This window comes from Kocuria sp. (genome assembly GCF_030536815.1).
Taxonomy (GTDB): domain Bacteria; phylum Actinomycetota; class Actinomycetes; order Actinomycetales; family Micrococcaceae; genus Kocuria; species Kocuria gwangalliensis.
Genome location: NZ_JAUNPE010000041.1, coordinates 1 through 18398 on the forward strand (window position 1 = coordinate 1; position 18398 = coordinate 18398).

At 63.8% G+C, this 18398-nt stretch carries 15 protein-coding genes and 1 pseudogene; 14 read left to right on the plus strand and 2 right to left on the minus strand.

All coding sequences use genetic code 11. The features are described from left to right. The 4 genes and pseudogenes from Q4E95_RS05775 to Q4E95_RS05790 form a co-directional block, all read left to right on the plus strand. A pseudogene (locus tag Q4E95_RS05775) lies at positions 1–660 on the plus strand (MFS transporter); the annotation flags it as partial. A 27-nt stretch (positions 661–687) separates the two neighbouring features. After that, positions 688–2415 (plus strand): ABC-ATPase domain-containing protein, encoded by a 1728-nt coding sequence (locus Q4E95_RS05780; protein ID WP_303382413.1) that lies wholly within the window; start codon positions 688–690, stop codon positions 2413–2415. Between the two features lie 202 nt (positions 2416–2617). Further along, entirely contained in the window at positions 2618–4012 is a 1395-nt protein-coding gene (locus tag Q4E95_RS05785) for a phenylacetate--CoA ligase family protein (protein ID WP_303382414.1), read from the plus strand. 247 nt (positions 4013–4259) lie between these two features. Further along, positions 4260–5510 carry a phenylacetate--CoA ligase family protein gene (locus tag Q4E95_RS05790; RefSeq protein ID WP_303382415.1) on the plus strand — a complete coding sequence of 417 codons (1251 nt, stop codon included), beginning with the start codon at positions 4260–4262 and terminating at the stop codon, positions 5508–5510. A gap of 95 nt (positions 5511–5605) precedes the next feature. Here the strand turns inward: Q4E95_RS05790 and Q4E95_RS05795 are convergent, their stop codons facing one another. Beyond that, complete coding sequence (locus Q4E95_RS05795) at positions 5606–6109, minus strand: YveK family protein (protein ID WP_303382416.1); 504 nt, start codon at positions 6107–6109, stop codon at positions 5606–5608. 534 nt (positions 6110–6643) lie between these two features. Between Q4E95_RS05795 and Q4E95_RS05800 the strand changes: the two genes are divergently transcribed. From Q4E95_RS05800 to Q4E95_RS05820, 5 genes are all read left to right on the plus strand, one after another. Then, positions 6644–8083: a hypothetical protein gene (locus tag Q4E95_RS05800; protein ID WP_303382417.1), complete on the plus strand. Its 1440-nt coding sequence runs from the start codon at positions 6644–6646 to the stop codon at positions 8081–8083. Beyond that, positions 8080–9129, plus strand: a complete 1050-nt coding sequence (locus Q4E95_RS05805) for a glycosyltransferase family 4 protein (RefSeq protein ID WP_303382418.1) — start codon at positions 8080–8082, stop codon at positions 9127–9129. Before Q4E95_RS05800 ends, Q4E95_RS05805 begins: the two co-directional genes overlap by 4 nt. A gap of 70 nt (positions 9130–9199) precedes the next feature. Further along, positions 9200–10306, plus strand: coding sequence for a prenyltransferase/squalene oxidase repeat-containing protein (locus tag Q4E95_RS05810; protein ID WP_303382419.1), 1107 nt, complete (start codon positions 9200–9202; stop codon positions 10304–10306). Positions 10307–10347: 41 nt separating this feature from the next. Next, on the plus strand, positions 10348–11109 hold the full coding sequence (locus Q4E95_RS05815) for a WecB/TagA/CpsF family glycosyltransferase (protein ID WP_303382420.1): 762 nt from the start codon (positions 10348–10350) through the stop codon (positions 11107–11109). A gap of 106 nt (positions 11110–11215) precedes the next feature. Beyond that, on the plus strand, positions 11216–12571 hold the full coding sequence (locus Q4E95_RS05820) for a lipopolysaccharide biosynthesis protein (RefSeq protein WP_303382421.1): 1356 nt from the start codon (positions 11216–11218) through the stop codon (positions 12569–12571). Between the two features lie 6 nt (positions 12572–12577). Here the strand turns inward: Q4E95_RS05820 and Q4E95_RS05825 are convergent, their stop codons facing one another. Beyond that, the gene (locus Q4E95_RS05825) at positions 12578–13051 is read right to left on the minus strand and encodes an Lrp/AsnC family transcriptional regulator (RefSeq protein ID WP_303382422.1); all 474 of its coding nucleotides are present in this window, start codon (positions 13049–13051) and stop codon (positions 12578–12580) included. Between the two features lie 181 nt (positions 13052–13232). On the opposite strand from Q4E95_RS05825, the gene hisC reads away from it, so the two are divergent. From hisC to Q4E95_RS05850, 5 genes are all read left to right on the plus strand, one after another. Further along, positions 13233–14375 carry a histidinol-phosphate transaminase gene (hisC, locus tag Q4E95_RS05830; RefSeq protein WP_303382423.1) on the plus strand — a complete coding sequence of 381 codons (1143 nt, stop codon included), beginning with the start codon at positions 13233–13235 and terminating at the stop codon, positions 14373–14375. Positions 14376–14605: 230 nt separating this feature from the next. After that, on the plus strand, positions 14606–15949 hold the full coding sequence (locus Q4E95_RS05835) for an amino acid permease (RefSeq protein WP_315276044.1): 1344 nt from the start codon (positions 14606–14608) through the stop codon (positions 15947–15949). Positions 15950–16001: 52 nt separating this feature from the next. Beyond that, on the plus strand, positions 16002–16505 hold the full coding sequence (locus Q4E95_RS05840) for a phosphoribosyltransferase (protein ID WP_303382425.1): 504 nt from the start codon (positions 16002–16004) through the stop codon (positions 16503–16505). A 31-nt stretch (positions 16506–16536) separates the two neighbouring features. Beyond that, positions 16537–17154 carry an ABC transporter ATP-binding protein gene (locus Q4E95_RS05845; protein ID WP_303382426.1) on the plus strand — a complete coding sequence of 206 codons (618 nt, stop codon included), beginning with the start codon at positions 16537–16539 and terminating at the stop codon, positions 17152–17154. 76 nt (positions 17155–17230) lie between these two features. Continuing rightward, positions 17231–18398 (plus strand): hypothetical protein (locus tag Q4E95_RS05850; RefSeq protein WP_303382427.1); only part of this gene is annotated, 1168 nt, incomplete at its 3' end.

Below are 18398 nucleotides of genomic sequence, written 5' to 3' on the forward strand. Positions count from 1 at the left end.
ATCATTACCAAGGTCGAGCGCGACGTCGCCTCCCGTCCCGCACCTCCCGCTCCCGCAAAGTCCGCGGCGCCCGATCGCGGAAAATTGCCGACGGCGGTCTGGTTGTTCTCCCTGGTTGCTTTCCTCAATGCCGTGGGAACCCAGGGGGTCACCGTGTACTCGTCGCTGTTCGCGGTGCGCGCGCTGGATTTCCCCTTGACCGTGGCGGGAATGATCATCGGGGTGATCGGCGTGTTCGGCATCCTGAGCCGTGTGGGCTGGGGGCGCGTGGCCGGCCGAATGGCGCGGCCGTCCGTACTCATTCAAATCATGAGCCTGGGTGGCGTGGTCGGGTTACTGTTCCTGATCGCCGCCGAGATGTTCCACCAGGGGTGGCTGATGTGGGTGGGCATCCTGTTCCACGCCGCCCTTCCCCTGGCCGCCAACGTGATCATCAATTCCGGCACGGTGGCGGCCGCCCCGGCAGCCAAGGTGGGAGCGGCGTCGGGCCTGGTGGCCACCGGCATGTACCTGGGGTTCGGCGCGGGACCGCTGATCGTGGGGCAACTGGTGGACCTGACCGGGAGCTTCACCGCGGGGTGGATCGCCGTGGGCGTCACGTACGTGGCCAGTGTGGTGGTCGCGATCATCCTGAGCCGACTGCACAAGCGTTCGGCCTGAGGTTGCCGCGTGTGGTCCCATGGAAGCATGGGCACCCCACGCACAGACCTCGCACACGTCCTCACGCGCCTGGAGGGCAACAGCTACGGCGCCTACAAACAGCTCAAGGGCGACTGGAGCGTGGGAGACTTCGAGCTGATCGTTGATCGCGTGCAATCGGATCCGTACGCACCACCGTCCATGGTGCGGATCCGCGTGCCGAGGCGGGTCGCGGGCATCCCGGAGCATCTTGTGGATTCCGCGGCCGGACGGATTGCCGCCGGTGATTTCCTCACGCGCGCCTTCGGCCGAGCCGCACGGAATCTCAGTCCGGACGGGGGCAAGGGTTCCGGGGGGATCTTCATGGTGCGCGTGGGTCAGGAGATTCTGCAGCGCTCGTCGGTGCTCATCGACCACGCCGCCATCGAGGTTCGCTGCGAAATCGCCTTTCCCGCCGCGGGCCGCCGCATCAAGGCCCGCGCCGCGCAACGGTTGCTGACCGAGGTGCTGCCGAGCGTCGTCGACCGTTCCCTGATTTTCCACAACCTGGACGCCGCGGCGTTCGATCTCCACGTGCGCAGCTATCTCGACGCCGAGCACGTGCGTGCGCAGCTCGCCACGCGGGCTCTGGTGGCCTTCGTCGCCGACGGCGCCGTGCTCCCTCGCGCGTCCGGGCACCGGGATGAGCCGCTCACCGATCACGCCGTACCGTTCGAGTCACCCGACAACCTGCGGGTCACGCTCACGCTCAGCGATGGTACGGAGGTCTCAGGCCTGGGCATCCCCGAGGGCGTGACCGTGATCGTGGGCGGGGGCTATCACGGCAAGTCCACGCTGTTGCAGGCACTCGAGCGCGGGGTGTACGACCACGTGCCCGGTGACGGCCGCGAACTGGTGATCACTCGGGTCGATGCCATGGCCGTGCGCGCGGAGGACGGCCGCGCGGTCACGGGAACGGACGTTTCCCCGTTCATCACCAACCTCCCCACGGGCGCGGACACGAAGCAATTCAGTACCACGAATGCCTCGGGTTCCACGTCGCAGGCGGCCTCAACCACGGAGGCCGTGGAATCCGGAGCAAAGGTGTTGCTCCTGGACGAGGACACCTGCGCCACCAACCTCATGGTCCGCGATCAGCGCATGCGCGCCCTGGTGCCCGACGAGCACGAACCCATCACGCCCTTCGTCGACCGGGTTCGGGCCCTGTATCGGGACAGGGGCGTGTCCACGGTGCTTGTCACGGGCGGTTCCGGGGCGTTCCTGGACGTCGCGGACCTGGTCATCGCCATGGACGCCTACCGGGCCTCGGACGCCACCGCCCGGGCGCGTCAGGTGTCCGCGGATTTCCCGTCCGGGGAGCAGACCCGGCCCACCAAGATTTTCGGGGAGTTGCGCGAGCACGTCCCGGCGGCGGCGAAGGACGACGGCGCTCGCGGCACCCGCGCGGATGGTCGCGGTGGTGAGCGGGGCGGGTTCCGCGAGAAACCCGCCCGAGGGCGAGGCCTGGGCACGATTCAGCGAGGCCGGGAGGACGTGGACGTGTCCGCCCTGTCGCAGCTCGTGGACCCCTCGCAGACCGAGGCGATTGCGCGGCTGTTGGATCAAATCGACCGCACGGCGGACGGGCAGCAGAGCCTGAACGAACTGGTGGACCGGCTCATGACTCAGGTGGAGCGCGACGGACTGGACGTGCTCGCTCACCACCGGGGGCACCCCGGGCATTTGGCATTGCCGCGCCGGCAAGAGGTGCACGCCGCGTATCACCGGAGGCGGTGACTTCTGTGTCATGGCGGCGCGCGGGACGGACATGGGCCGGAGAGCAATCGGGTAATAAGTCACGAATGAGAAACGTTCCGCCGCGTCGGCGTGACGTTGTGGTCACTTAAGGGAAGACTGAGGGAGTGCGCAACCCTGTGCTCCGGGGGGAGAGACAGGGCTGCGCCGTGAAATTGAGGGTGAAACAAAGGGGAGTGATTTCGTGGTTTCGGTCCGTGAGTTTGTCGCACATTTGCCACCTGACAAGCGCGAACTTCTGGCTGCGCCGGCGCGGTTACTGCCGGCCAAGATGCGTTACGGGCCGGTCTACGAGCGCACGGCTCGCGAGATCCATAAGGCGCGTACAGCGCCGTCGTGGGCGAAAAACACCGTGGACGAGCGCCTGGCCGAGACGTTCCGTACTGCGCGTAAGACGCCTTATTACGGCAAGGGCCAGCATTACGACGTGCTGAACAGGGTGGCCACGGGGGACGTGAGTCCGCGGGAGGCCCTGGCGCAGTTGCCGATCCTCACGCGTGAGAATTTGTCCGCGCACTACCGGGACATGCTTGCGGCCCCCGAGAGGACGGTAGAGCTCTCAGCGAGTTCCGGTACCTCGGGTGATCCCATCTTCTTCCTGCTGGACCGTGATCGCGGTGCGCGGGAGTGGGCCTACGTCGTGGATTCATGGTCGAGCACCGGGTATCAGCTGGGTCAATGGCGGGTGTTCTTCCGCGGCTTGGACCTGCCGCAGGACCGGCCGTATTTCGTGATGAACAGCACCGGCGAAATCGTGGTTCGGATCCAGACCCTCGGCCCGGACACCGTCCGGGAGTACTGGGAACTGATCGAGAAGCGAGGTATCGAATACCTTCACGGGTATCCCTCCACCCTGATATACCTGGCCAGGCTCCTTGAGGACGCTGATTTCGATACGTCATGGCGATACCGTATCCGCGGTGTGTTGCCGGTGTCGGAGCAGTACAGCACCGGACAGAGGGATCTCCTGCAGCGTTTGTTCCCCAACGCCAAGCAGGCCGTTTTCTACGGTTTGAGCGAAAAATCGGCCTTCGCCACGCTCGATGAAAACTTCGTCTATCACCCGTACCCGCTCTACGGGCACGTGGAGCTACTGCACCGGGATGGTCAGCCTGTGGAGCTGGGGGAGCGCGGGCGCATCGTGACCACCACGCTGGACGGGCGCGGTATGCCCCTGATTCGCTATGACACGGGCGATTCCGCCGAACTCGTAGGCCATGACAACGTGGGCACGCCGCTGTTCAAGAACATCCTGGCTCGCAGAGGTCGCGAGGGACTCGTCAAAGCTGACGGCGAGACCTTCTCGACCACCCCGTTCAACGTGCACGGGCATGAGTTCGAGTGCGTGCACCGGTTCAAAATCCGTCAAGAGGTCCCCGGCAAGGCAGTGCTGCTCGTCCAGCCTTCCCAGAAGGCGACCGAGGAAGATCTGGAGCAATTCCGTCAGCTGATGATCCGCCGAACGCAGAATCAGGTGGAGCTGGACTTCGAACTGGTGGATGAGCTGCCGGCCACATTGAACGGGAAGTTCACGCTGCTGGACCAGAGAATCCCCAACGCACCATCGATGTGGGCGTGAACCGTAGCGTTTGCAAATTGGGCAGGATCCCCTTCCAATTCCCCTGTGACCAGGCGGTCAAGGTAGTGTGATTCAAGCTAAACGCGCATAAGGGGGAGCAGTGATGGTATCGGTCCGTGAATATGTGGGACATCTTCCGGTCGAACAAAGGGAGCTTCTGGCTGCCCCGGCAAGATTACTTCCGCCCAAGGTTCTTTACGGCCCAGTTTACGAAAGCACATACAGGGATATCCAGAAAGCGCGCACCGTGCCGTGGTGGTCCAGGCAAGAAGCTACCAAGCGTCTCGGCGAAACGTTGACCACCGCGCGGCGGGCCCCCTACTACTCCGAGGGCCCCGCCTACCGTGTTCTCGAACGGGTAGCTCGGGGAGAGCTGGGTGCCCATGAGGGGCTGCGGTCACTTCCCATCTTGACCAGGCGAGATGTCACCGATCACAACAGGGACATGCTCGTGGTGGATGAGTCCCAGGTCGAAATTTCCGGGACGTCCGGGACATCGGGTGAGCCGGTCCGGTTCTTCCTGGACCGCAATCGCGGGGCCAGGGAATGGGCGTACGTGGTGGATGCCTGGTCGGATTCCGGTTACGAACTCGGACAGTGGCGTGCTTTCTTCAGGGGCCAAACGCTGTCCCGGAACCGTCCTTTTATTCTGATGCCCAGTATCAGGGAATTATTGATTCGACTCCAGGCCGTGCAGCCGGAATCAATTCACATGTTCTGGGACCTTATCGAGAAGCGAAAAATACAGTTCTTGCATGGTTACGCGTCATCATTGCTGTATCTGGCGCAATTGATCGAGGAATCCGATTTCGATACATCATGGCGACATGAGATCAGAGGTCTGTTCCCCGTTTCGGAGCAGTTCACGGCTGCGCAGGAGGAAATACTTGGGCGGGTTTTCCCGCAGGCTGTCATTTCGGTGTTCTACGGGCTCAGTGAGAAAACCGCATTCGCACGAATGGATCGGGACCATAACTACCACTCGTACCCGCTGTACGGGTACGTGGAGCTGGTGGACCCGGAGGGCACCCCGGTGGGAGTTGGTGAACGCGGCCGTGTGGTGACCACGAGCTTGGACGGCCGGGGAATGCCGCTGTTGCGTTACGACACGGGTGATTCGGCGGAATTCATCCGTCGGGAGCCCAACGGGTCCGTGGTGTTCAAAGACATTCTCTCCCGGCGGGGTCGGGAAGGGTTGGTCCGAGCGGATGGGAAAATGTTCTCGCTCACGTCTTACGGTTTCGACGGAGACGAATTCCCGTTGATTCGCCGGTTCAAGCTCCGACAAGAGGTTCCTGGCAAAGCAGTCCTGCAGGTTCAGCCCTCGCCGGGCGCCAGCGAGTCCGACATTGCCGAGTTCTTCAGAGAAATGTCGCTCCGTGGCGAGCATCATGTGGAACTCGAATTGGAAGTCATCGACCGGTTCGAGCCGACCGCCAGCGGCAAGGAAGTAATGCTGGACCAGCGCATCCCCGACGCTCCGTCCACCTGGGCCTAGGGGCGTTCGACATCGGAGTTACCGTTTCCCCGCATGAGGTCATGGGGTTCGTAGGTGGATCGGACCCCATGACCTTGTGAGTCGATAACCAGGTCTCAGTAGCGGCGGTATTGCGCCTGCGCGATAACGGTGAAGACACCGAGAAGCAGGCCGATCAAAGCACCCGCTGCGATCAGCACCACGGGGTCAGTGGACGACGGGTCCTGGGGGAGCGAAGCTTGGCCCACCGGGGTGAGCTCCACCGCGGTGCCGGGCGCGTCCGTGTTGTCACCGAGTTCACCGACATTGGTGCCCAAAACGTCTACCCAGGCGTCCGCCAGTTTTTGAGCTTGTTCCGGTGACTCCGCGGTTGCCGAGACGCGAACCTCGGACGTGTCCAGGGGCACCGTGGTGGTCACGTTCTGAAGCAAGGCCTCGGGGGTCTGTTCCAGGTTCAGCTCATCGATGACCGCCGATGCGGTCGAACTGGTGCCGGAGATACTGCCAAAGGTCACGGCCTTGGACTTGGACAGGTTTTCCCCGGCCAACGCTTCGGTGGAGTCGGAACCACCGTTGGCGACCACTACTCCCGAGGCCGTTGATGTGTACGTGGTGCCCATGACCGTGGACGCTGCCCAGCCCAGAGCTGCACCCAACAGCAAAGTGATGAGTGGGATCCACCAGAGCCTACGGAGTGCCCTACCGAATTGGCCCGTGCTGACTTCGCCGCGCTCATACGGCCGGCTCTGTCCGATCGTCTGTTGACTCATAACGAGTTCGATTCCCCCCTCAGCCCTCCCGCGGGATGTGATCCGCGGGTTGTGCGTCGAATATGCGTGCCTTCCCCGGGCACGCAGACGTGGTCCATGGTAAACACACTTTCCTCGCCCACGAACTTCGTGCGTGTCGGTCCAATAAGGGATAGTCACTCACTCGTGGGACCACAGAAGTGCGGTCTTCCGTTTCGAAAGAACACACTCCATGGTTACTGTAGTGTCTAGGCGCCCTGAGCAGATTTCATCATTCCGGTGGCCGCATTCGGGGGAATCGCGGTTCTGTGACGGGTCGCCACGCGTGAGCGTGACACAGCAAATTTTGGGGGAGACGATCATGTTCTGGGCTTTGAGTCGGGGGCGGTCAGCATGGTGATGGCCGTGGCTACGGTAGCGGCTATCGCGGTGGGCGCCCTGTGCTGTGTTGGCCTGTGGCTGTGGCCCAAGATGGGGGCCGCCGCCTTGTTGAGTGCCACCGTGATTGCACAGACCCTGCAAACCATGACCGGTAGTTCCCTTGTCGGGTATGTGGATGAACTTGCGGTCCTGGTTGCCGCGGTGGTTTTCCCCGTTCGGCGACTGCTGATTCACGGAGCACTGAGGTTCATGGCCGCGTACTGGTGCTTTGCCGGTTACGCCGCCCTCGGAATCATTTCTGCTCTCATGAATTCGGTTCCGCTCAGCGTGTGGGCGGTCAGTGGTTTCCTGTTTCTCAAGGGGCCCCTTCTCATGCTCGGCGTACTGCAAATTGATTGGCAGCGTGCCGATCTGCCCAAAATCGCGCGCTTCGGAACCATCGGGGTCCTGATTATCCTGGTCTCGGCCCTGCTCAATGCCGTGGCTCCCGAGGCCTGGAACTCGATAGTGGGCCGACAAGAAGTGAGTTACCGGCTGGGCATCCCCAGCCTGACCGGCATCTTCGATCACCCGCTGGGCCTCGCGTCCGTCATGGGGATGGCTTTTCTAGCCATACTGTCCTACCGGCGGATCGTCGAACGCTCAGTTTTATCTCTCGTGTTGTTACTGACCACCGGCGTGGTCGGAATTCTCACGTTCCGTCGTAAGTCGATCGCTTCGGTGGCCATCGTGGCCGTTGGCTCCAGGTTGGTGTTGCCCGGCAAACGCACCCGGTTCATGATTCTTCTGGTCATGCTGGTGCCGCTGGCACTCTTGTTGGGATGGGCCCCGCTCACGGAGGTGGTGGTCAACACGTACAACGAATATTTCAGCAACATCGGCGCCACCGCCAGAACCACCATGACGATAGATTCCGCGATTTTGGCCGTCGCAGCCTTCCCACTGGGTGTGGGGTTGGGGCGGTTCGGATCGGCCGTGGCTTCGTCCAACTACAGTCCCGTTTACGAAGAATTGGGATACACGCGGATCTACGGCATGGGTCCGGGTGAGCGCGGGGGATTCCTGGCGGATACCTTCTGGCCGTCGATCCTTGCGGAGACCGGGTTTTTCGGGCTCCTGCTCTATTTTGCGGGTCTCATCCTGGCTGTTTATCCGGGCTGGAAACTCATGAGGCAGTCCAGCCAGCCGTACATGCAATGGATCGGCACCGTTTCCGTGGCGTGGATGGGCCAGATGTTGATCGAGTCCGCCGTTGCCCCGGTGTTCACCGGGCCGCCGATGTTCGGACTCGTTTTCGGTGCGGCGGGTATAGCGGCGGCACTTCATGCGGTTGATACCACCCCCGTCCGCGGGAGCGAGAAGCCGTGGATGAATACTCTTAGCCCGCCGGGCGCAGGGTCACTACTGATCGAGCCGGCTTTCCGCCACGCGCGTGGCCTTCACCGGGCGGACAAGAACCGATGAGCCGGGTCATCGTCCTGGGTCCGGGCCCGGACACCGCGGGTGGTATTGGGGTCATGATGGGGCATTTGGCCCGCACCGCATCCGATCATTCACGCCTGGCTTTCGTCGAGTCCGGCGGCGCCCCGGGATCCCTTGCGCAACGGCTCCGTGCGTTCGGGCGGGCCATGGTGACCTGCTGGGCGCCGGTTGAGGACGGCACGGTGTATCACGTGAACTTGGCTTCGAAGGGCAGCACGTGGCGCAAACTCGTGCTGACGAGCCTGCTGCGCGTCAGGCGGCGCCCGTACGTTCTGCATTTGCACGGCGGTGGTTACGCCGACTTCTTCAAGAATCTCAACGGCGTCATGTCCGCGCTGGTCCGATCCATGTTCCGATCCGCGAGCGCTGTGGTGGTGCTGGGCGAGTTGTGGCGGCAGTTCGTGAGTGCGGAACTGGGAGTGGCGGCATGGAGGTTGCATGTCATCCCCAATGCCGTTCCCGGTCCCGCCGCGTTACCCAACCCGAAAGCCACGCCCACCGTTCTTTTCACCGGGAAGGTCACCCGAGCCAAGGGGATCATTGACCTGCTGCAAGCGTGGGGTTCATTACCTGATCATGTACGGACGCACTTGGTCCTGGCGGGGGATCTGAACGATCCCGATGGCCACATCACCCGGCTGCTGGAAACCACTCCGGACGTGACCACCACGGGCTGGCTGAACGGTGACCAGTTGACGCAAGAACTTGCCCGCGCCAGCATCTTGGTGCTGCCCAGCCACGTGGAAAATCTACCGTTATCGCTCCTGGACGGGATGGCGTGGGGTTTGGCCCCGGTGGTGACAGACGTGGGGTCTGTCTCCGACGTCATCGCGGACGGTGATTCCGGGTGGGTTGTGCCGGTCGGAGCGCCGCGAGAGTTGGCGAACGCCCTGGAGCTGCTCCTGGGGGACACCGTACGGAGAGAGGCCATAGCCCAGGCCGCCCGGTCCCGGTGGGAGGAGCAATACGACATTGCTCACTACCGACGTCGTCTCGAGGATGTGTATCGACAAGCCAGAACCGGGTAGGAAAACCACATAGACGCCGTGTGTCAGTTCGGGGGACGGGCACAAACCAAGGCCTTCCAAGGGGGAACACATGAGTTTGTACAGTCAAGAAATTTTGAACACATCGCTGGGGGACGACATCCACTTGGCGACGGAGGCGGCACTGCGTTTTGCGCGGACCCGTGATTTCGCCGGCACGGATCCGTATGACGGATTGCTCTCGCCGGTGGCTCCAATTTTGCGGGGCCGGCTGCCGCGGCAGGTGTGGGTTCAGGCCCACAAGCGACTGGGTGACTCGCTGCGTTCGGTGACACGGGTCCCCAAGGTCACCATGACCAAGGCCGTGGCACTGTTCGCCATGGCAGAGCACTGTGACGGCCACACGGATCGTGGCCATGAACTGGTCACCAAGCTCCTGTGCATGCGGGGCAGTGGACCGTGGGGTTATGAGTTCGACGTCCAGACCCGATGGGCGCACTACCTGGCCAACTCCCCGAACGTGGTGGCCACGGTCTTCGCCCTGCGGGCGATCTCCGCAATGGACCGGCTGGCTGAAGTATCACCGAAAACCACCACCTGGCTGGAGAACCTGGCCCACCCGGACGGTTTTTTCCGGTACACGGAGGCCTCCGATCGGCTGGTCCACAACGGCTCGCTGTTGGCTGCGGAGTCCCTGGCGATCCTGGGTGGGGACGAGTCGTTGATCCAGCAGGCTGTCACCCGCACCGTGAGCGCGCAAGCCGCAGATGGCTCCTGGGCCTACGGTGAGGGCAGGGGTCTCGAGTGGGTTGACAGCTTCCACACCATTTACGTTCTGGACTCGCTGTTCTTCCTGAAGCAGCGGGGCTTCGAGATCGGTGACTCCTACGAGCGGGGCCTCGCGTACTGGTACGCCCACTGCCTCAATGATCAGGGGCTACCCGTCTACAACGCAGACGAGGCGGATGCCTCGCACGACGTTCATAACGTGGCCACCACCGTGGGGTTCCTGGCCGGGCTTGCTCGCAGGGGGGACCTGGAGGTCGATCCGGAACCGGCCATCCGGCATTTGTTGTCGCATCAGGGTGATGACGGCGGATTCCGGAACAGTCCCAAGTCCCTGCCACACATGCGCTGGAATCAAGCGCACGCCAGTTACGCACTGAGCCGGTGGGTCGGTCTTCTCAGCGGTGAGCAGTCCGCGCAGGCGCAGTCATGAGATCACTCCACCGAACTCACCTCAGCCGTCAAGAGCCTCATGTGCGCACCCCGGCTCCGACCGAACCGGCCAACCGCCTGCTGGGTACCCGCGTTGACCCGCTCACCATGGACCAGACGGTGCGCACCATCGAGGAGCTCATCGAGGATCACTCCGGTCACCACAACCACCTGGCCATGAACGCGGCCAAGCTGGTGGCGGCCAGCCACGATCAGCACCTCGTCGACAAATTCGCCACCGCCACAGTGGTCACGGCCGATGGCCAGTCCCTGGTGTGGGCCTCCAAACTCCTGGGTGCGCCGCTGCCCGAACGCGTGGCGGGTATCGACCTCATGGACCGTCTCGTGGATGCCAGCGTGGCCAAGGGTTATCGGATCTACCTGCTGGGCGCCACCGACACGGTGGTGCGGCAGGTGCGCTGGCGGTTCCTGGCGCGCGGGGCCAACGTGGTGGGTTTTCATAACGGTTTCTGGCGCCGCGAGGACATGACGGATCAGCAAATGGCCGATGAAATCGCCCGCAGCAACCCGGACATCGTGTTCGTGGGGGTGCCGTCCCCGCTCAAGGAGGACTTCGTCTTCGCCCACAAGGACCGCACCCGCGCGAGGATCTGCGTGGGAGTGGGCGGCTCCTTCGATGTGGTCGCCGGCATCACCTCCCGCGCTCCCAGAGCGGTGCAGCGATTGGGTATGGAATGGTTCTGGCGCCTGGTCCAGGAGCCGCGCCGAATGTTCAAGCGCTATCTGGTGGGCAATTCCAAGTTCGTGTGGCTCGTGGTGAGGGCGCGATGGAACCGTGACTGAAACCACCGAGACTCGAGCGGCGCCGGGCAGCGTGGCCCCGAGTCCCCCCGCCACCTCCAATGAGGCACCTCGTCAGCTGAAATCTCCCCGGCGGCCGGGTGCCCCCATGAGTGCTGCCAAGCAGTCCATCTTGGTGCTCGGTATTCGGGTGGGCGGGGCCGTGCTGCAGATGCTGCTGGTTGCCACGGTGGCCCTGCGCTTCTCGGTCACCGAGGTGGGTCTCAACGGCATCCTGTGGGCGGTGGCCCTGGTCGCACGCATGGCCGGCCCTCTGGGCCTGGACGTCATGGGGTTGCGCTCGCAATCACCGCTGTGGGCCGAGGGTCACAATGACCAAGCGGCGGCGCTCGCACGCCGATATTCGGGCGCGCTCGTTCGCGTGTGGGGCGTTGTTTTCGGCATTGCGGCCGTGGCGTGCGCGGCACTGGCGCTCGGCGGCGGCCCAGGATCCTGGTTCCTGGCGTTGGCCATCGTCGCGGTGACGTCCGCGTTCATGCAGTTGTACGTTGCCCAGCGGCAAGCGCGTAACTGGCCGCTCCTGGGCCAGTTCATGGAGTCCATTGCGCTTCCCGCGCTCGGATTGGTGGGCGCGCTGCTCACCTCGGTGTTCGCGCCGAACTGGTTGATCGCCTCGCAGGTCATGGCGTTCTTGCTGGTCACTTTGGTTTTGTACGCGGTCTCTCCGTCCGTTCAAGAGGCCCGCGCACGACGACGCCGCGCGGCGTCGTCGGCCTGGACCGTCTCGTTCACCGGGCGGCACGCGAGGGCTGTCCCCGAGCCGGGCAAAACATACGTCCCCCGGCATGCTTCCCGTGGGTCCGGCCAGGACGGTGCCGCCTCGGTGTCCGTCCCATGGCGCCCCGCGCTGACCGTGGGCGCGGGCAATGCGCTCACTGCGCTGTGCGTGCGCGGGCCGATGTTCGTGATTGGCGGGCAATCCCTGGCCGCCGCGGGTGTGTACGAGGTGGCGCAGAAAATCCAGTCCGGCGGCGCCATGGGAACTTCCGCCGTGGCCACTGTCTTCGCCCCGCGGATTGCCGTGGCCCTGCGCAAGCCCGCGGCGCTGATCAAGTTACTCATGCAGGCCAGCGCCAGCTCCCTGGTGGTTCCGGTGGGGCTGCTCCTGTTCCTGTTCGTGGTCGGTGCGGACGGGCTCGTGGCCGTACTGGGCGACGAATATCAAGGGGCGTGGGCGGCGTCGGTGATTTTGGTGGTGTCCACGGTGATCAACGCCGTCACCTCGGCCATGAGCAATGTAATGGTGCTCGGCGGTCGTGAGCGGATGTTTGTGGTGATTGCGGCGGTGCAGATGACGGTCGTGGTGGGTGGTGCGCTGGCGAGTGGGGCGGACACCGCGGCGAGCATGGCCGTGTGGGTGCTCATTGGTGAGACGTTCCGCTCCGGATGCATGGTGGCGGGACTGGCACTGCATTTGAGGGTTCAACGCGGTTCGGCGAACTGAGCCGAACTAGCTTCGGTCTGCTTCGCGTTGCAGCAGGCTGGACATGCGCAGGGGCATGGCCTCGAGCAGTGAGATGGACGTGGTGGTGCGCAGCAGACCCGGGGTCTCGAGGATCAAATTGGTGATCCGGTGCAAATCCGAGGTGCCCTTGGCCACCAGCCGCACGCGGAGGTCCGAGTCCCCGGTGGTCGCATAGATTTCTATGATCTCCGGGATCTTCAGCAGGGCCTTCTGGGCGTCTTCGCTGGTGCCCTGGCGGATGGAGAGTTCCACGAACGCCATGAGATCGTAGCCCAGCGCACGCGGGTTGAGCCGTTGGCTGACGGGGCCCATGACTGCTCCCTCCGAGAGCCTGCGAAGCCGGGCGTGCACGGTATTTCGGGCCACGCCCAGAGTGTGGGCCAGGGCCAGGATCGTGGCGTTGGGATCCTTGTCCAATGCCATGAGGATGCGGGCGTCCAGGGGGTCAAGTCGGTACATGGTGGGCAGCATGCCACTTTGAGAAGTTTGGATTGAGCATTTAACGCAGTCAAGAATTAAAGTATTGCGCACACGGCCCAGGGGGCCTCACCATCATGTGAGCGTGTCATGGCTCACATATCGAGCCGACGTCCCAATGGTTGTCCGTAACCCGGACCCTTGGCATCCGAAAGGCCCCTTGATGACCACCAGCCCCACCGCCAGCCAGCTAAAGACCCCCGAGGCACCCGAGACCCCCGGGTTCCGGGACGAGGAACCACGCGTGCGCGACGTCGTATCGCAACTTCCCGGCTACGTTGCCGGCCGCCGCGCCACCGGCGATCTCACTGCCGCGCTGGCGTCCAACGAGAGTCACTACGAACCCCTTCCGGCCGTGCTGGACATCGTGCAGCGGACCGCTTTCCGGATGAATCGCTACCCGGACATGGCCGCAACCGAGTTGCGGGAGCGTCTGGCGGATTTCTTGGCCGTGGAACCCGGCGAAGTGTCCGTGGGCCCCGGCAGCGTGGGCGTGCTCCAACAAATTCTGGCCGCCACGTGCGGTCCCGGGGACCAGGTCATTTTCGCGTGGCGCTCCTTCGAGGCTTACCCCATCCTGGTGAGCCTGACCGGCGCCACCCCGGTGCCCGTGCCACTGAACGCGGGCGAAGGCCATGACCTGGACGCCATGCTCGACGCCATCACCGACCGCACCCGCGTGGTCATGGTGTGCTCTCCCAACAACCCCACCGGGGTCGCGCTGGAGCACGGGGAACTGGCTCGTTTCCTGGACCGGGTTCCGCCGCACGTGCTCGTGGTGATCGACGAGGCCTATACCGACTACCTCCACGCCGCGCAGACCCTGGACGCGCTGGCCCTGTTCCGCGCCCACAACAACGTGTGCGTGTTGCGGACTTTTTCCAAGGCCTACGGACTGGCCGGACTGCGCGTGGGATACGCGGTGGCCCACCCGAACCTGGCGGAAGCCCTGCGTCGCGTGGCCCTCCCGTTCGGCGTGAGCACGCCGGCCCAGCAAGCGGCCATCGCGTCTCTCGAGGCCCAGGAACAGTTGCGCGAGCGCGTGGCCGCGGTGGTCTCCGAACGACGTCGTCTTCTCACCGCCCTGCGCCGGGCCGGCTGGGACGTCCCGGACAGTCAGGCAAATTTTGTGTGGTTGCGAGCGGGCGAGGAGCTGCGGCAAGCCCTGGTCGATGCCTTCGATCGTTCCGACGTCCTGGTGCGCGCTTACGCGGGAGACGGTGTGCGGATCACGCTGGCCGACCCCGTGACCAATGACCGGGTGCTCGAGGTCCTCAAAGATCGTTCCGCGTTTCCCGCAGCCTGACCCGCTGTTGTCTCCCACCGCCTGTGCCGGGTTCGCCCGGCTTCCCGGAATGCACCCGGCCCATCCTGTCGGTGCAGGCCCGAAAGGAATTCCCCATGTCCCTACGCCATAAGTCGCCGCTCTCCTCAGGTGAGAGTGCGGCTCGATCTGATCGGGATGTCATGTCCGCTTCACCCGCTTCGCCCGCTCCAAATCCGTCTCTGGACGTCAGGACATCCAACGCCGCTCACATGAAGACCCGCCACCTGGTGATGATGGCGCTGGGTTCGGCCATTGGCACGGGGCTGTTCGTCGGTTCGGGTAACGCCATCGCGGTGGCCGGGCCCGGTGTGCTGATCTCGTTCCTGGTGGCGTGTGTGATCCTCGTGCTGGTCATGCGTGCCATGGGCGAGATGGCCGCGGCCGAACCTGCTCGCGGCGCCTTCTCGCTATATGCCGAGCAGGCCATGGGTCGCACCGCCGGGCAAACCCTGGGCTGGTTGTGGTGGGTTCAGCTGGTGATCGTGATTGCTGCCGAGGCCACTGCTGCGGCGCAGATCCTGAACGAGATGTGGCCGGTGGTTCCCCAGTGGCTCATGGCGCTCGTGTTCATGGTGATCTTCACGGCGCTGAACCTCATCAGCGTGAAGGCCCTGGGCGAGTCCGAGTTCTGGTTCGCCCTGCTGAAGGTGGGCGCCGTGGTCGTGTTCCTGCTGGTGGGAGTGGCCTTGCTGCTGGGGCTGTTGCCCGCGCCGTCGCCGGGGTTGAGCAACCTCACGGAGCACGGTGGTTTCATTCCCAACGGATTCACGGGTGTGGCCGCTGCGCTGCTGATCGTGGTGTTTGCCTTCGGTGGCACGGAACTGGTGGTCGTGGCCGCCGCCGAGACCGAGAACCCCAAGGAGAATGTGGTCAAGGCGATCCGCACCATTGTGGTGCGCCTGCTCGTGTTTTACATCGGCGCCGTGACGCTCATGGTGATCATCCTGCCGTGGAACGACGAAACCCTGTCATCCAGTCCCTTCGTGGCTGTGCTGAGTGAGGTCGGTTTGCCCGGTGCGCAGGCCGTCATGGCCATTGTGATCGTGCTGGCCCTGCTCTCCGCACTCAACGCGAACCTCTACGGCGCCTCCCGCATGCTGCACTCATTGTCCTCGCGTGGCTACGCCCCGGGCCGGTACTCGACGTTGAGCGCTCAGGGCGTGCCCCGCGCGGCCGTGGTGGCGTCTGTGATCGTGGGATTCCTGACGGTCGGCGCCAATTATCTGTGGCCCGAGCAGTTGCTCGGGTTCCTGCTGAACACCATCGGCTCCACCGTTCTGGTGGTGTGGACCTTGTCCTTGATCTCGCAGATCATCCTCCGACGCCGCTCGGACCGTGCAGGACGTCAGCTTTCCTTCCGCATGTGGGGCTACCCGTACCTGTCGTACGTGGCACTGGGCCTCATTGCATTGATCTTTGTGCTCGGCTTCTTCGACCCCGTGGTCCGGACCCAGTTGCTGTTGACCGGCAGCTTGGTGGTGATCATCGCGATTGCATGCAAGCTACGGACGGCGCAGAAGGCGCGTAGTGCTTCCGCATCCGTCGACCGGTGATCGTCGCGGGGGACAGTGGGCACAATTCAGCTGGAGCGACTAACCTGCGGACATGGCTTATCACGCTGACTCCGCGGACCTGCAGACCAAAGAAGTACTCACGTGGGAGAGCTTCGGCACCGCCAGCCGTGACCTCGCCCAAATGATCGTCGACTCCGACTTCACCCCGGACATCATCATTGCCGTGGCCCGGGGCGGGTTGTTGCCCGCCGGTGCCCTGTCCTACGCCATGGGCGTCAAGCTCTCGGACGCGGTCAACGTGGAGTTCTACACGGATGTGCACGAGACCCTGCCGGACCCGGTTCTGCTGGCACCCATGCTGGACACCGAGTCGATCAGCGGCAAGAAGGTCCTGGTCGTGGACGACGTGGTCGACTCCGGGCGTACCTTGGCCCTCGTGCTGGAACTGCTCAGTGGTCACGGAGCACAGTGCCGTTCGGCCGTGGTCTATGAGAAACCCCAGTCGGAGGTGAAACCGGACTACGCGTGGAAGACCACCGATGAGTGGATTGTGTTCCCCTGGTCAGATCAGGATCCGGTGACGCGGAGCAAGTAGTCGCAGCCCGTCCGGTTAGTGTGGACGGACTATGAGCGAAACATTGGTTGAAGTCAGCGGCGTATCCAAGACTGTTTATGGTCGGGAAATCCTGGCACCGGTGAGTTTTGCTCTCAGCACTGGTGAAGGTGTGGTCCTCACCGGGCCCAACGGCTCCGGCAAGACCACTCTCCTCAAGATCCTGGCCGGCCGGGACCTAGCTACTGAGGGAACCATCGAGGTGCACGATTCCCTCAAACACCGCGCCGGAATCGCCACGGTACTGGGCGATCCCCCGTACTTCGAGGACCTCACCGTCCTGGAACATCTCCGATTCGTGTGTGTCTCGTGGGGAGAATCGCCGGACACGTCCGAGCCGGAGCGCATTTTGGAGGCTCTCAAGATCTCGAGGATCCAGGACAGTTTTCCGCTTGAACTGTCTTCGGGTGAACGACAGCTCGTCTCCCTGGCCATCGGGCTCATCCGGCCTTCCGAACTGATGATCCTGGACGAACCGGAACAGCGCTTGGACATCGAGCGGCGGGCACTCGTCGCGGAACTGTTGCTGGACAAGAAACGCAACGGCGGCGCCGTCGTCATGGCCACGCACGACCCACAGTTCGTGGAGGCGCTCGCGGACAGTCACGTGGCGCTGGGAATCACGGGCTGACATGGTTGGCGGTTCTCGACCAGTGCTTACTGAAGATGAGCGCGCTCATCGGAGCAGTATTGTCGAGGCGCAGCGCATGCTCGGACCCAAGCAAACCGGCAACAAGAACCTCGTGTACTGGCTCTACCTCGCGGGACCACTGGCTTGGTACGGCGTATTCGGGGTGCGGGAGCTGGGGTACGCGGCGGGATCCGACACGGTTCTTACCGCGTTCTTCCTGAGTGGCTCTCTGGCCATTCTGCTCGCGCCGTGGCTGCCCACCCGATATGGGCCGGTGGTGCTCTCCGCGCAGGAGCTTTTCTATTTCGTGGAGGGGCCGTTCGGACTCCGTGGGACGGTCCTGCGGCGGACCGTACGCATTTGCCTCGGTGTGGCGGCGTGCGCGGGGTTGATATCTGCGGTGATCGCCGTCGGGCTGCGAGCGGAGGTGGTGGATGCGCTGCTGGTGGCTGGGTTTGGTATGGGAACGGCCGCGCTCTTTGCCTCCGGTATCGTCCTCGGTGGTTCAGGAGTGGCTACCTGGGCGCGACTTGCCTTCACAGGGCTGGGCTGCGGCATGCTGGGCCTGGCCTTAGGGGTGAACCTCGATCTCTGGCTTCTATGGGCGCTCACCGGGGCGGTCCTGGTCTGCGCAGTAGCAATGATGCTGTCGCTTCCCGCCGCGCTGGATCAGGTCACCGATGCGCGGCTGCGTACGGACCTGCGATCGCGGGAACTGCTCACCGCCGGGCTCGTCGCGGGGGATTTGCGGGTTGCCGCTTCGACCGGTGGGACGGTGCGGCGGTTCTTCCGGGGTTCTCGGCTGGCCCTGGGCTCTCACTCGTGGCTAAATGCGGTGTCCGTGGATGCACTGACACTTGTTCGACGGCCGTTTCGGCTCATGGGTGCGCTGCTCATGAGTTTCTGCGCGGGTGCCGTCGTGACCGTTTTTGGTCCTGATCCGCTGCTGGTGGCGCTGGCAGTTGTGGTGCTGCAGTGGGTCTTCGGCGTGCTGGCCAAGGGGCTTAATGACTACCTGGAATCCGTGGGCGCGGATCGAATTATTCCGCAGGGTGTCTGGGGCACGGCGGTCCGGCATCTGATCCTGCCAGTGCTCTTGAGCGCATTGAGCTTGGCCTTGGGGTTTGTCACGGGGGACTGGTTGTTCCTGGGAACGACCATTGTCCCTGCGGCGTTCCTGATCCTCTTACTCCTTCCGCCGCTCATCAAGCTGAGTCTGAGCGGCGCCGGGGCCCTGCCCGCAG

Coding starts and splice junctions, on each gene's coding strand:
- Q4E95_RS05780 (WP_303382413.1), top strand. CDS start 688: ATGGGCACCCCACGCACAGACCTCGCACACGTCCTCACGCGCCTGGAG.
- Q4E95_RS05795 (WP_303382416.1), bottom strand. CDS start 6,109: ATGGGCACCACGTACACATCAACGGCCTCGGGAGTAGTGGTCGCCAAC.
- Q4E95_RS05805 (WP_303382418.1), top strand. CDS start 8,080: ATGAGCCGGGTCATCGTCCTGGGTCCGGGCCCGGACACCGCGGGTGGT.
- Q4E95_RS05810 (WP_303382419.1), top strand. CDS start 9,200: ATGAGTTTGTACAGTCAAGAAATTTTGAACACATCGCTGGGGGACGAC.
- Q4E95_RS05820 (WP_303382421.1), top strand. CDS start 11,216: ATGAGTGCTGCCAAGCAGTCCATCTTGGTGCTCGGTATTCGGGTGGGC.
- Q4E95_RS05825 (WP_303382422.1), bottom strand. CDS start 13,051: ATGTACCGACTTGACCCCCTGGACGCCCGCATCCTCATGGCATTGGAC.
- hisC (WP_303382423.1), top strand. CDS start 13,233: ATGACCACCAGCCCCACCGCCAGCCAGCTAAAGACCCCCGAGGCACCC.
- Q4E95_RS05835 (WP_315276044.1), top strand. CDS start 14,606: ATGAAGACCCGCCACCTGGTGATGATGGCGCTGGGTTCGGCCATTGGC.
- Q4E95_RS05840 (WP_303382425.1), top strand. CDS start 16,002: ATGGCTTATCACGCTGACTCCGCGGACCTGCAGACCAAAGAAGTACTC.
- Q4E95_RS05845 (WP_303382426.1), top strand. CDS start 16,537: ATGAGCGAAACATTGGTTGAAGTCAGCGGCGTATCCAAGACTGTTTAT.